The organism is Streptomyces brasiliensis (assembly GCF_014647875.1).
Taxonomy (GTDB): domain Bacteria; phylum Actinomycetota; class Actinomycetes; order Streptomycetales; family Streptomycetaceae; genus Streptomyces; species Streptomyces brasiliensis.
Map to the genome: position 1 here is coordinate 502,179 of NZ_BMQA01000001.1, position 13,646 is coordinate 515,824.

Genomic DNA, 13,646 nt, shown 5'->3' on the forward strand with positions numbered 1-13,646 from the left:
GTTCCCGCGGCCAGGCGGCGGTCGTCGCCGGCTCCTTCCCGCCGCCGCGAAGCCGACCGCGAGCCCGCCCAGCAGGGACAGGGCCGCCGCGCCCGCATGCTTCCACATGGTGGGCAGGTCGCGGGTGGTGACCACGGGGTCCGGGGGCAGCCCGTAGACCTCGGGCCGGTCGAGGAGCAGGAAGAAGGCGCCGTCGCCGCCGACTCCGTCGTCCGGGTCGTGGCCGTACAACTGCGCGTCGGCGACGCCCTGTTCGTGCAGGCGGTCCACGCGTTGGGCGGCGCGTTCGCGGAGTTCGTCGAGCGGGCCGAACTGGATGGACTCCGTCGGGCAGGCCTTCGCGCAGGCGGGTTCCTGGCCGGCGCCGAGCCGGTCGTAGCACAGCGTGCACTTGAACACCCGTCCGTCGGCGGGCCGTTGCTCGATGACGCCGTAGGGACAGGCGGGGACGCAGTAGCCGCAGCCGTTGCAGACGTCCTCCTGGACGACGACCGTGCCGAACTCGGTGCGGAACAGCGCGCCGGTCGGGCACACGTCGAGGCAGGCGGCGTGGGTGCAGTGCTTGCACACGTCGGAGGACATCAGCCAGCGCATGTCGCCGCCGTCCGGCTCGCCACGCTCGTCCGACTCGCTGCCGGCCAGGGGAAGTTCGGTGCGACCGTCCGGTTTCGGCTGCTCGATGAAGGCGACGTGCCGCCATGTCGAGGCGCCGAGCGCCTCCGTGTTGTCGTACGACATGCCGGTCAGCGACAGCCCGTCCTCCGGGATGGCGTTCCACTCCTTGCACGCGACCTCGCACGCCTTGCAGCCGATGCAGACGGAGGTGTCGGTGAAGAAGCCGACCCGTTCCTCGCTCACTTGCGTACCTCCGTTCCGGTGGTGGCGGTGATCCCGGCCCGCCGGCGGTACTCGGCGAGCAGCCTGGGCAGGTCCGGTCCGCGCGGGCGGCGGCCCGGCCGGATGTCGGCGGTCAGCGCCTTGTCCTCCTGGATATGGGCGTTGGGGTCGAGCGCGATGGCCACCAGTTCGTTGGCCGCGTCGCCCCGGGACAGGCCGTTGGGTCCCCAGTGGAAGGGCAGGCCGATCTGGTGGACGGTACGGCCCTGGACGCGCAGCGGCCGGATGCGGTCCGTCACCAGGACGCGCGCCTCGACGGCGCCCCGGGCGGTGACGACCGTGGCCCAGCCGCCGTTGTCCAGGCCGCGTTCGGCGGCCAGGGCGGGCGAGACCTCGCAGAAGAACTCCGGTTGCAGTTCGGAGAGATACTCCGACCAGCGGCTCATGCCGCCCGCGGTGAAGTGCTCGGTCAGCCGGTGCGTGGTGACGACGTACGGGAAGACACCGGCTCCCTCGTCGTCGCCGCTGGGGTGGTAGCGGTTGCCCTCGCGGGGCAGCAGCTGCCGTACCGGATTGCGGGGCGTCGAGGGGTACAGGTAGTTGGTGAACGGCGAGTCCTGGGGCTCGTAGTGCGTGGGCAGCGGGCCGTCCTCGAGGCCCGCGGGTGCGTAGAGCCAGCCCTTGCCGTCGGCCTGCATGATGAACGGGTCGTCGCCGCGCAGCGCGTCGGGACCGGTGGCATCCTCGTCGGGGACGAAGCCGGGCGCGCGGTCGGGCAGGAAGTCGGGGACGTCGTGGCCGGTCCAGCGTCCCGCCTCCGGGTCCCACCACACGTACTTCTTGCGTTCGCTCCACGGGGCGCCGTCGGGGGCGGCGGAGGCGCGGTTGTAGAGGACGCGGCGGTTGGCGGGCCAGGCCCAGGCCCACTCGGCGGCCACCCAGTCCTGTTCCCACTCGGGCTTCTTGCGGGCGGCCCGGTTGACGCCGTCGGCGTAGACGCCGCAGTAGATCCAGCAGCCGCAGCGGGTGGAGCCGTCGTCCTTCAGCTCGGTGTAGGTGCTCAGCGGGGCACCGTCCGGGCCGTGGCCGTTGATCTCGGCGAGCACGGCGTCGGCGACGGGCTCGGCCAGCGGGCCGCTCACCGGATAGTTCCAGGCGAGGTCCAGGACCGGACGGTCCATCGGGTCGGTGGAGCCGGCCAGCTTCTCCCTGATGCGGCGGCCCAGGTGATACATGAACCACAGGTCGCTGCGTGCGTCGCCCTCGGGTTCGACGGCCTGGTGGTGCCACTGCACCCAGCGGTTGGTGTTGGTGAAGGAGCCGGACTTCTCGGTGTGGGCGGCGGCCGGGAAGAAGAACACCTCGGTCGCGATGTCCTCGGTGCGCAGCTCCCCGTTCTCGATCTCGGGGCCGTCCTGCCACCAGGTCGCGGATTCGATGAGGGAGAAGTCGCGGACCACCAGCCAGTCCAGGTTGGCCATGCCGAGCCGCTGGAGGCGGGTGTTGGCAGAGCCGACGGCCGGGTTCTCGCCGAGCAGGAAGTAGCCCTTGCACACGCCGTCGAGCTGGGCCATGACCGTGTCGTAGGTGGAGTGGGACCCGGTCAGACGCGGCAGGTGGTCGAAGCAGAAGTCGTTGCCGGGCCCGGCCGCGTCGCCGTAATAGGCCTTCAGCAGGCTGACCAGGTACGCCCGCATGTCCGCCCAGAACCCCTTCTCCGTACGCGTCGTGGCGACGAAGTTGTCGAGGTTCATGTCGCTGTGGGCGTGCGGCATCGGGATGTAGCCGGGCAGCAGGTTGAAGAGGGTCGGGATGTCGCTGGAGCCCTGGATGGAGGCGTGGCCGCGCAGGGCCTGGATGCCGCCGCCGGTGCGGCCGATGTTGCCGAGCAGCAGCTGCAGGACGCTCGCCGCGCGGATGAACTGGGAGCCGGTGGAGTGCTGGGTCCAGCCGACCGCGTACACGAAGGCGCTGGTGCGGTCAGGACCGGAGTTGGCGGTCAGGTCCTCGCACACCTGGAAGAAGGTCTCGCGCGGGATGCCGCAGATCTCCTCGACCTTCTCGGGGGTGTAGCGGGCGTAGTGGCGCTTGAGGATCTGGTAGACGCAGCGCGGGTGTCGCAGCGTCTCGTCGGTCGGGGTGCGGTGGCCGGTGCGGGCGCCGCCGGAGCCGTGCGCCTCGGGGCCGGCCGTCCTGCGGACCCGGTCCTCGTAGAGTTCGTCGGTCTCGCCGGTGGGCTGCTGCACCTCGACGCCCTCGTACTGCCAGCTGTGCGGGTCGTAGGTCGCCTTGTCCTCGTCGAGGCCGGAGAAGACGCCGTCGAGGTCCTCTGTGTCGCGGAAGTCCTCGCCGACCAGGGTGGCCGCGTTGGTGTACGCCAGGACGTACTCGCGGAAGTCCTTCTCCTCGGTCAGGACGTAATTGATGATCCCGCCGAGGAAGGCGATGTCGGCTCCCGCGCGGATCGGGACGTACAGGTCGGCCAGCGCGCTGGTGCGGTTGAAGCGGGGGTCGACGTGGATGACGCGGGCGCCGCGCAGCTTTGCCTCCATGACCCACTGGAAGCCGACGGGGTGGCACTCGGCGAAGTTGGAGCCCTCGATCACGATGCAGTCGGCGTGCTGGAGGTCCTGCATGAAGGTGGTGGCGCCGCCCCGGCCGAAGGAGGTGCCGAGTCCGGCGACCGTGGAGCTGTGGCAGACCCGGGCCTGGTTCTCCACCTGGACCACGCCGAGGCCGGTCAAAAGCTTCTTGATGAGGTAGTTCTCCTCGTTGTCGAGGGTGGCGCCGCCGAGGCTCGCGATGCCGAGGGTGCGGGCGGTGCGCCTGCCGTCGTGCTCCCACTCCCAGGTCTCGCGCCGGGTGCGGACGACCCGCTCGGCGACCATGTCCATGGCGGTGTCCAGGTCGAGCGGCTCCCAGTCCGTGCCGTACGGCCGCCGGTAGAGGACCTGATGCTCACGGGCCGGTCCGGTGGTGAGCTCGAGCGTCGCCGAGCCCTTGGGACACAGGCGGCCCCGGCTGACCGGGGAGGCGGGGTCGCCCTCGATCTGGACGACCTTCTCGTCACGCACGTAGACCTGCTGGCCGCAACCGACCGCGCAGTACGGGCAGATCGACTGCGTCACCCGGTGGGCACTGTCGGTGCGGGCCCGCAGCCGCTCGGTGTACGGCGACTTCGCGGCCTCGCCGCGGCCGGTGCGGTCGGTGCCGGTGAGCTGGCGGCGGACGGGCCAGGCACGGATACGGTCGGCCATTCCCATGGCGGCTCCCTGTCGCGGTCAGGCGGGGGGCTCGTCCGGCACGGGCTGCTCGGGGTGCACGGCCCCGGAGCGCGGTGCGCCCTTGGGCCCCGTGCCGGCCTCGTCGGTGTCGGGCACGTCGTCCCCTTCCACGTCACCGGCCGCACGCTCCGGCGGGACCTCCCACGGGTCCTCCCCGGCATCGGTCTGCTGATCCGGCAGATCCCGCGGCACGGGCGCACCGTCCTCACGGCGCCGCTGATCGGTCACGGCGTACTCCCTCGCGTCGGTTCGAGCGGTACGCGAGTACCGCGCGGGGGGTGGTCGAAACGCGGGGGGGTGCGGGGCAGGCCGGGACGGGCGCGACGACTACGGCGGGAGCCCCGCAGCGCGGTCCGGCACCTGCCGGGGCACAGGAGCGAAGCCTGCCTGGGTGCAGAGGCGAAGCCCGCCTGGGTCTGAGGCGAAGCCCGCCAGCGATGCACAGGCGAAGCCCCGCCGGGGTCTGAGGCGAAGCCCGCCAGCGATGCACAGGCGAAGCCCCGCCGGGGTCTGAGGCGAAGCCCGCCAGCGGTGCACGGGCGAAGCCCGCCAGGGGTGCAGGGGACGGAGTCCCCGCCGGGGTCTGAGGCGGAGCCCCAGGGCAAGGAGACCTTTTCACCCACCGAGTCGGGCAGGCGGGTGGGCGAACGGGGTCCGGGGCGGAGCCCGGGGCGGGACCTCTCCACCCACCGAGTCGGGCAGGCGGGTGGGCGAACGGGGTCCGGGGCGGAGCCCGGGGCGGGACCTCTCCACCCACCGAGTCGGGCAGGCGGGTGGGCAAATCAGTGTGGAGCCCGCTCCTCCAGGGCCGTCCGCCACGCAGGGAGCCGGTCCTCGGCCGCCGGTTCGGCACGCCGACCACCGCGGGCGAAGAAATCGGCGAGCGGCAGGATCGCCGCGCCCACGGTGACCGCGTCGGGGCCCAGCCGGCCCAGATCGATGGTGACCTTCTCGGCCGGGTGGCGCAGCGCGTACGTGGTCGCATGGCGGCGCACCGCGGGCAGGAACCGGGAGCCGAGCTGGAGCCCGGCCCAGCCGCCGATCAGGATCCGCTCGGGCTGGAAGAGGTTGATCAGGTCGGACAGTCCCGCGCCCAGGTACTCGGCGGTCTCCTCGAGGACCGCCAGCGCCACGGGGTCGGCGGCCGTACCCCCGGCGGGATACGCCGCGGCCAGCATCGCCGTGAGCGCGGTCTCCTCGTCGGTGTCCTCCGGCGGCCGGCCGCCCTCCTCCCGCCAGCGCGAGAGCAACGACTCCGCCCCCGCGTACGCCTCCAGGCAGCCGAGCGCACCGCACCGGCAGCGGCGCCCCCGCACCCGTACCGTCAGATGCCCCCACTCCACGGCCCGCCCGTGCTCCACCTCGGGCGTGACGAGACACGCGCCGACGCCCGAGCCGAAGAGGACCACCACGGCGTTGCGCGCGCCGCGCCCCGCCCCGAACCACATCTCGGCCTGGCCCAGGGTCTTGGCGCCGTTGTCGATGAAATACGGAACGCTGTCGGGGAGTTGGGAGCCGGAGCGGAGCAGGGCCTCGAGCGGGACGGCGTCCCAGCCGATGGTCTGCCCGTGCACCACGGCACCCCGGTCGGCGGTGCGCTCGACGATGCCGGGGACGCCGACGCCCACACCGAGCAGCCGCTCAGGCTCGATCCCAGCAGCCCGCAGCACCTCGGCGACGCCGTCGCGGATGTGGCCGACGATGACGTCCACGTCGTAGCGCTGCGGCGCCAACGGGTGTTCGACGCGGGCCAGTTCGGTGAGGGTCACGTCGAACAGCTCGACGCGGACGCGGGTCTCGCCGACGTCGACGCCGATCATGTGCCCGCTGTCGGGTGCGACGCGCAGCAGCGTACGGGGGCGGCCTCCGTCGGAGTCGACGCTGCCGGCCTCCTCGACCAGCCCGTCGGCGATCAGGTCCGCGACGACGTTGCTGACCGAGCCGGAACTCAGGCCGGTCGCCGGACCCAGCTCGAAACGGCTGAGGGGGCCGTCGAAGTACAGCCGTTGCAGCACGGCCGTACGGTTGCCCCGCCTGAGGTCGCGTACCGTGCGCCCGTTCCGCCCCGCCATGTGGCTCCTTCCGAACCCTGCCCGACCTGCAACATACCCCCCTGTGCGGGCCTTGCGCGACATTCGTCCAACCCTTAGTTCACGCTATGAGCTAAGCGGCGGCCAGTTCCTCTATCTCGTCCAGCGCGGCGACGAGCTCCGGGGCGACCAAGTCCCGGACGCGGCGGGCCTGTTCCTCCCCCACGGCCCGGGGCACCGTCTCGGTGAGCATGATCAGGTAGAGATAGCTGCGGTACAGGGCCAGCCGCAGCCGGGCCGGGACGTCGAACTCGGCGCGGCCCCCGGCCTCCCGGTAGCCGGCCAGGAACGCCTCGTCCTTCCTGATGTCGCCCAGCAGGGCGAGGGAGACGAAGTCGGCCAGGGGGTCGCCCCAGAACATGCGCTCGCCGTCGATGAGGCCGCCGATACGGGGATCCCCCGCCGAGCGGTCGACCAGGACGTTCCCGGACCACAGGTCGAAGTGGACCGGGCGCGGCACGGTGACCTCGCCGAGCGCGTCCTGGGCGGACCGGGCGGTACGGGCCACCTCGTCGACGGGCCTGGGCAGCCGGGCGCCGTAGCGGCGGGCGTCGTCGAGGACGGCGTCGTACATCGTGACGAAGGCGGTGCGCCAGTCCGGCGCGAGTGGTCCGAGGGCACCGGACGGATAGCCGTGGCCGGGACCGGTGAGCCGGTGCAGCCGGGCGACCTGACGGCCCAGCTCCGCCCTCAGGGCTGCCTGTTCGGAGTCCGTGAGGGAGCCGTTCCAGGGCTCGCCCGGGCAGACCGTCATCAGCATCCACCGCGCCTCGACGGCCACGACACGCGGCGCGGGCACGTCGGCCTCGGCGGCCACACGGTAGAACTCCGCCTCGCCGGCGAGCAGTCGGGACTCATAGCGCAGGCCGGGTCCGGTGGGCGCGACCTTCAGCACGTAGCGCGTGCCGTCGGTGAACCGCAGTTCCTCGACGGTGTTGTAGGTGCCACCGCCCAACGCCCGCACCTCGGCGAGACCGCCGTCCGAAATCCCGGCGCCGACCAGGACCTGCCGCGCCCGCTCCCACGAGTCCGCCACCGCACCCCGCCCCCTCTTGATGTCGGTACAGGGTACGAAACGCCCCTGAGTCCTCAAGTCACCGCGCCCACCGGCCCGCCGCCCATCGGGCGTGCGGCGGTACCCGAGGCGGATGTAGTCGTCGAGGGCGTCGCGCTCGTCCGTCTCGGCCGGCGCTATCAGATGCGTGCCGCCGGCCACCCCGAAGTCGGTGGGCTCGGCCGCACTGTCGGGGTGGCAGAAGGTCGCGCGGGCCAGGGCCGGGCCGGTCAGCCGGAAGTGCGAGGACCCGAACCTCGGTGCCGCGCCGACCACTTGGCGACGGAAGTTCAGACCGCCGTACACGGGCCGTTCGTCCGCGGCCGCGTCGTCGTACACCCCGCCGAAGATCCGGCTCTCCCAGCGGTGCCGGTCGCCGCCCGGACGGGCGGTCAGGCCGCCGTTGGTGGTGCCGGTGACGAACTGCGAGTGGTACACGCCGTCCCTGGCCGGCGCCTCGAGGATCGGCACGCCGCCGGTCAGGCGGTCCGGGTGGAAGTTGAGCGTGATGCGCAGGCCGGCGTCGATCTCCGGGCCCGAGGATCGGGCGGCGACATGGCGCAGCGCCTCGCACACCCGTGCCGGGGCGACGTGCCGGAAATCCACTGGCTCCCCCTCACTGCGACTACCTACGCTAGGCAAAAACCTAGGGCTCCTAGGTTTCGCTCGCACTCCCACAAGGACTTCCCATGAGATCACTCACCGAGCAGGACATCCGTGACTCCTTCGTGAACTGCTCGAAGGGGGAGGCCAAGCGGCTCCCGGTGCCGCGGGATCTGGCTGAACGGCCCTGGCCCGAGCTGGACTTTCTGGGGTGGCGGGATCCGGGGGCCCCCGATCGCAGTTATCTGGTGGCCGAGCGGTGGCGGGAACCGGTCGGCGTGGCGCTGCGGTTTCCCCCCGCTCGGCACGGCTTTCTGCACCGGAGCATGTGTTCGTTGTGTCTGACGACCCACCCCGGCGGCGGGGTGTCGCTCATGACCGCCCGCAAGGCCGGCGCCGCCGGCCGTGAGGGCAATTCCGTCGGCGTGTACATGTGCACGGATCTGGCCTGCTCGCTCTACGTGCGGGGCCGGAAGGTGCCCGAGTCCGGCATGCGTATCGAGGAGAGCCTGACCACCGAGGAGCAGATCGCGCGCACGGCGGGGAATCTGTCGGCGTTCCTCGACAGGCTGTATGTCTGACCCGGCCCAGGTGACACACGGGCCGTGAGCGGTCTGCTTGCCCGCCCCGGCCGCCCCCGGCGGGTACGTTCGGCGCGTCCGTCGAAGGGGAACAGCCCAAGAGATGCCAGACGTACGGAAGTGGACGGCGGGGCTGCGGCGGTTGCTGAGGCGGTGGCGGGAACCCGTTGTCGTGACGACACTGCGGTCCGCCTTCGCGGCGACGCTCGCCTACGTCGTCGCGCTCCGCCTGAGCCCGGAGCCCGCACCGCTGACCGCGCCGCTGACCGCGCTCCTCGTCGTCCAGGTCACCCTCTACGCCACGCTCACCAACGGGATCCGCCGGGTGAACTCGGTGGTGGCCGGCGTCCTGGTCGCCATCGCCTTCAGCCTGCTGGTCGGCCTGACCTGGTGGAGCCTCGCCCTGCTGATCGTCGCCTCGCTGGCCGTGGGGCATCTGGTGCGCGTGGACGAGTACGTCCCGGAGGTCGCGATCAGCGCCATGCTGGTGCTCGGGGTGACCGCGGTCGGGAACACGGCCTGGGCGCGGGTGGTGGAGACGCTGATCGGCGCGGTCGTGGGGCTCGGCTGCAATGTGCTGATCCCGCCCCCGGTGTGGGTGGAGGAGGCCGGGGAGTCGATCGAGGGGCTCGCGCGCCGGGTACGGCAGCTCATGCTGCGGCTCGGCGAGCAGGCCGCGGAACGCACCCCGTGGGAGCTGGCCGCCGAACGGCTGCACGAGGCGCGCCGGCTCGACCACGACATCGCGGGCGTCGACGCGGACCTGCGCCAGGCCGAGGACAGCCTGCGCCTCAACCCGCGCGTCCGTGAGGGCCTGCTGCACCGGGTGGTGCTGCGGACCGGCCTGGACACGCTGGAGATCTGCACGGTCGTACTGCGGGTGCTGGCCCGGACCTTCACCGACCTGGCGAAGGCCCGCGACCCCGAGCCGCTGTTCTCGCCGCAGGCCGGCGCCGCCGTCGAGCAGCTGCTGTCCGAGATGGCCGACGCGGTGGTCAGCTTCGCGGTGCTGGTGACCACCCATCTGAGCGCCGACGCCGAGTCCGCCGAGGCCCGGCTCACCGCCGAGCTGCACACGGCCGCCGGCACCCGCGACAAGCTGGCCCTGCTGCTGCGCGAGGAGTTCGAACGTGACGCGAAGGACTGGCAGCTGCTCGGCGCCGTCCTGACCGAGGTGAACAGGATCCTCGACGAACTCGACACCGAGCACCGCTCGCAGCGCCTCCTGGAGGAACTGGACCGGGTCTCCCAGGAGCAGCGCGCCAAACTCCCGCGGCTGACCTGGCTGCGGGAGCGGGTGGGCGTACCGGAGCGGCTGCGGCGGAACCAGTCGGGTGCCGGGGGGCGTTCTCCGTGAAGGAGTGACCGGGCGAGCGGAGGGGAGCGTGCGGATGACGGAGACGACCGTACGGATCGACGGGAACACGCTGCGGCTGCCGGGCGGAGTGGCGGTGCGGTTCGTGCGCACGCTGCGGTTGCCCGAGACGGGCACGCATCCGCTGCGGCCGGGGCTGGGCGAGTTCCCTCTCCGGCGGGTGTCGGACTTTCCGGACACGGTGCCCGAGCTGTGGCGGGCGCGCGGCGGAGTGATGCTGCCTGTGTATCTGCGCGAGGCGATGTGGCTGAGCTTCGCGGGGACGACGGAGCCGGCCGCGTTGCAGGTCGGGGTGGGCAAGGTGTGCGCGGTCTCGGGCAAGCGGTGGAGCGACAGACTGTCCCGGAAGCCGCAGAACTACGTCGTGCTGCCCCGGCAGCCCTGGCTCGACGGGATCAACTCGGGCAAGGGGACGGTGCGCCAGTTCGTGGCCGTGCCGCTGGGGCTCGGGGCGACGGTGGAGGGGCAGGTCACGGGCGAGGAGGTGTGGGGCGGCATCCAGTTGCAGTCGTTCCCGCTGAAGGACGAGCCGCTGGCGGCGTGGCGCCGGGAGGAGCAGGCGCGACGGGAACGCATGCGCGGCGCCGTCGGGGCGTACGGGGCGCCGATGGCCATGGCCGCCCCGCAGGCTCCCGGCGCGGCTCCCCCGCCGGCCGCGGCACCCCGGGCCGCGGCGATGGGGCTCGGCGTGGGCGGCTCGATGCGCCAGGAGGTGTACCGGGACGACCGTTCGCTCAAGGACTGGGCGACGGAGCCGGCGGGCCGGGTGTTCGTGCATCTGGTGACGCCTCCGGAGTGGCGTCGCATCACGGGCGAGGCGCCCCCGCCCTCGCCGGTGGACCGGGCGGCGTACACCCGCGCCGGTCTGCCCTGGTACGACTACTACGACCAGGAGGCCGAGGACCTGGCCCCCACGGACGGACTGGGCACGGTCAAGCCGGTCGGTGACTGGCTCGGCGACGACCTCGACCCCTGGCAGGCGCCGTCTCCCGGCCAGGTGAAGCCGCTGAAGGACGCGCCGGGCAAACCGGTGGAGGACGGCGACTGGTAGCCCGCACAGAACGCCGTTGCGTGCTGCGCAACAGGCTTTGCCGTTTGCGCTGAGGGGCGGGGCCACGCCAAGGTGGCTGTCACGACCGGGGCAGCGGACGACCTGAGGTGCGGGCATGGGCAGTGGTGCGGAGGCGGCGAACGGCGGCTGGAGCAGGCGCCGGTTCGTCGGGGCCCTGGCGGGAGCGGCCGCCGTGGTGGGCCTTCCGGCACCGGCGGCGCCGAGGACGGACCCCGGCGAACCCGGCACGGCGACCGCCCCTCGACCGCGGCCCCGCGCCGCTACGCCACCCTCCGGGCCCCGCCCCCTCTACCTGGGCACCTACACCTCGGCCGAGGGCGGCGGCACCGGCATCGGCCTGGCCACCTACGCCCCGGCGACGGGCCGTGTCACCGGCACCGGGACCCTCACCGGGGTCGCCGATCCGTCGTATCTCGCCGTGCACCCCGACCGGCGCACGCTGTACGCCGTCGACGAGCGCGAGGACGGCGCCGTGACCGCCGTACGGCTGTCCGACCGGCGGATCCTCGGCGCCCGGAGCACCGGCGGCGGGGCACCCTGCCATCTGTCCGTGCACCCCACCGGGCGCTGGCTGCTGAGCGCCAACTACCAGACGGGCAGCGTCGCCGTGCACCCGATCGACGCCTCGGGCGCCCTCGGCGAGCGCACCGCCCTGGTCACGCACTCCACCCCTCGGCCCGGTCCGGGTCAACAGGGGCCGCACGCCCATCAGTTCATCACGAGCCCGGACGGCGGTCACGTCCTCGCCGTCGACCTGGGCACGGACACCGTGTACACCTACCGGCTGGACACGGCGAAGGGCACGCTCGCGGAGGTGGCTCGGGCGTCCACGCGGCCGGGCGCGGGTCCTCGTCATCTGACCTTCCATCCGGGCGGGCGGTACGCGTATCTGGCCAACGAGGTCGACAACACGGTCGCGGTCTGCGGGTACGACCCGGCGTCGGGCCGCCTGACGATCGGCCGGGCACAGCCGACGGGCACCGGATCGGGCACGAACTATCCGGCGCAGTTCCTCGTCACCGCGAACGGCAGGTACGCGTACCTCGCCAACCGCGGCCACAACAGCCTCACCCGCTATGCGGTCGAGGCGGACGGCGCCCGGCTGCGGCTGCTCGACACGGTGCCGGCGGCCGGGGACTTCCCGCGGCAGATCGCCTTCTCGCCGGACGGCCGTCTGCTGTTCGCGGCGAACCAGCGGTCCGGCACGGTGAGCGTCTTCCACGTCGACACGGACACCGGAGAACTGCGGCTCGCGGGCGAGCCGTTCGCCTCACCGGTCGCGGTCTGCGCGCTGCCGCTGTAGGGCGCGTGGGCACGAGGAGGCGCTCGCCTGTGTGAGCAGCACGTGCATGCGCTCCGTGAGCTGGGCGACGTCGTCGGCGGGCGCGTGGAACGGCAGGCGTACGTCTCCGTGGGTGCGGGTCCGTTCGATGCGCAGCGTGAGTCCGTGCCGGTCCACCGCGAGGGGCCGGACGCGGGTCGCGGCGTGCAGGCTCTGTGGCTCGACGAGGCGGGTGAGGCGTTCGACCGCGTCCGGGTGGGAGTCGGCGAGATGGGTCAGCAGGCGGGCCTCGGCCCGGGCCAGCGGATCGGGTGCGGCGGCGGCGAACTCGTCGAGACCGATGACCGCGGTACCGGACGACTGCCGCAGGACCGCGCGGGTGGCCGTGAAGGCGAGATGGCCGTCGACCGGGGTGAACCAGCCGGCGAGCCAGAGGCGGGCCCGGATGCGGCCCCGCACGGGGACGGGCGCCACGTCGGCGAACTCCAGCACGGCGGACGGCTCCTGGCGCGGGGCACAGATCGCGGCCGTGGCGAGGGAGCTGTCGTCGGGTACGTGCAGCAGCACCTGGCCGTCCTCGGTCACGGTGTGCGCCCCGACGAGTTCCTCGCGGTAGCCGTCCGCCGTCACCGCGCACGACCACGTCGTGGCGAGCACCGAACGCGCCCGCTCGGCGGTGCCGGGCACCGCCGTCCAGTCCTGGCTGTCACCCATCCCGAACCTCCTCATTAGGTAAGCCTTGCCTAACTTACCGAAGATCGGGGTGTGCGCCAACCATGGGCACGAACGGTGGGCCTCCGCACCTGTGGGAACGGACGGCCTCCTACGAGATCACCCCGAGCAACGCCCGCGCGCACAGGTCCCGCACCTGGTCCCGGGAGAGGTCCTGGCCGCGCAGCCACTCCAGGCAGACCGCCGTGGTGAAGGCCAGCCAGCCACGGACGGCCAGCGGAACGTCGGGGCGCTCGGCGAACAGGGGACCGAACTCCGGGTCACTCGCGAGGGCCGTCAGGATCTGCTGCTCCTGGGCGGCCAGGGCCTGTTGATAGACGCGGCGCACCGCCTGGTCACCGGCCGCGTCGGCACGGTGGAAGGCACGGAAGCCGTGGGCGTGGGCCTCGACATGGGCGAGGTAGGTGTCCAGACCGGCGGTGAGCTGCTCGCGCACCGGTACGCCGGGCACCGCCGCCGTCATGCGCAGCATCCGCTCGCTCTCGCGCTCGACGACCGCCGCGAAGAAGTCCCGCTTGGTCGGGAAGTAGTGGTACAGCAGCCCACGGGAGACCCCGGCGATCTCAGCGACCTGCTCGATCCACACGTCGTCGTACGGGCTCTCGGAGAACAGCCTGGCCCCGACCGACAGCAGTTGCTCCCGGCGCTCCTCGGTGCTGAGTCTGCGGCGGGTGCGCTCCTCCGGGTTCGCTGCCATGCCCGCACTTTACTTGACGTGGGTTCAATAAGGGCACCA

At 72.6% G+C, this 13,646-nt stretch carries 10 protein-coding genes and 2 pseudogenes; 4 read left to right on the forward strand and 8 right to left on the reverse strand.

Annotated features, from left to right (window positions below; genetic code table 11):
* Positions 1–36 precede the first annotated feature (36 nt).
* The 6 genes and pseudogenes from IEZ19_RS02340 to IEZ19_RS02365 form a co-directional block, all read right to left on the reverse strand.
* Positions 37–858: pseudogene (locus IEZ19_RS02340) on the reverse strand (4Fe-4S dicluster domain-containing protein); the annotation flags it as partial.
* On the reverse strand, positions 855–4,100 hold the full coding sequence (gene fdh / locus IEZ19_RS02345) for a formate dehydrogenase (protein WP_189309245.1): 3,246 nt from the start codon (positions 4,098–4,100) through the stop codon (positions 855–857). The gene fdh and the pseudogene IEZ19_RS02340, both read right to left, overlap by 4 nt.
* 18 nt (positions 4,101–4,118) lie before the next feature.
* On the reverse strand, positions 4,119–4,349 hold the full coding sequence (locus IEZ19_RS02350) for a hypothetical protein (protein ID WP_189309246.1): 231 nt from the start codon (positions 4,347–4,349) through the stop codon (positions 4,119–4,121).
* 554 nt (positions 4,350–4,903) lie between these two features.
* Complete coding sequence (locus tag IEZ19_RS02355) at positions 4,904–6,193, reverse strand: ROK family transcriptional regulator (RefSeq protein WP_189309247.1); 1,290 nt, start codon at positions 6,191–6,193, stop codon at positions 4,904–4,906.
* A 91-nt stretch (positions 6,194–6,284) separates the two neighbouring features.
* A complete protein-coding gene (locus IEZ19_RS02360; RefSeq protein ID WP_189309488.1) occupies positions 6,285–7,247 on the reverse strand; it encodes a phosphotransferase family protein in 963 nt (320 codons plus the stop codon).
* 111 nt (positions 7,248–7,358) lie between these two features.
* Positions 7,359–7,829, reverse strand: a pseudogene (locus IEZ19_RS02365) (DUF3626 domain-containing protein); the annotation flags it as partial.
* Between the two features lie 125 nt (positions 7,830–7,954).
* Between IEZ19_RS02365 and IEZ19_RS02370 the strand changes: the two are divergent.
* From IEZ19_RS02370 to IEZ19_RS02385, 4 genes are all read left to right on the forward strand, one after another.
* Positions 7,955–8,449 carry an FBP domain-containing protein gene (locus IEZ19_RS02370; RefSeq protein WP_189309248.1) on the forward strand — a complete coding sequence of 165 codons (495 nt, stop codon included), beginning with the start codon at positions 7,955–7,957 and terminating at the stop codon, positions 8,447–8,449.
* 103 nt (positions 8,450–8,552) lie between these two features.
* Entirely contained in the window at positions 8,553–9,806 is a 1,254-nt protein-coding gene (locus tag IEZ19_RS02375; RefSeq protein ID WP_189309249.1) for an FUSC family protein, read from the forward strand.
* A 34-nt stretch (positions 9,807–9,840) separates the two neighbouring features.
* Positions 9,841–10,875 carry a hypothetical protein gene (locus tag IEZ19_RS02380; RefSeq protein ID WP_189309250.1) on the forward strand — a complete coding sequence of 345 codons (1,035 nt, stop codon included), beginning with the start codon at positions 9,841–9,843 and terminating at the stop codon, positions 10,873–10,875.
* 115 nt (positions 10,876–10,990) lie between these two features.
* Positions 10,991–12,199, forward strand: coding sequence for a lactonase family protein (locus IEZ19_RS02385; RefSeq protein ID WP_189309251.1), 1,209 nt, complete (start codon positions 10,991–10,993; stop codon positions 12,197–12,199).
* On the opposite strand, the gene IEZ19_RS02390 is transcribed toward IEZ19_RS02385, so the two are convergent.
* Both IEZ19_RS02390 and IEZ19_RS02395 read right to left on the reverse strand, forming a co-directional pair.
* Complete coding sequence (locus IEZ19_RS02390; protein WP_189309252.1) at positions 12,167–12,892, reverse strand: DUF2470 domain-containing protein; 726 nt, start codon at positions 12,890–12,892, stop codon at positions 12,167–12,169. The genes IEZ19_RS02385 and IEZ19_RS02390 overlap by 33 nt on opposite strands.
* A 109-nt stretch (positions 12,893–13,001) precedes the next feature.
* On the reverse strand, positions 13,002–13,607 hold the full coding sequence (locus tag IEZ19_RS02395) for a TetR/AcrR family transcriptional regulator (protein ID WP_189309253.1): 606 nt from the start codon (positions 13,605–13,607) through the stop codon (positions 13,002–13,004).
* Between the last annotated feature and the right edge of the window lie 39 nt (positions 13,608–13,646).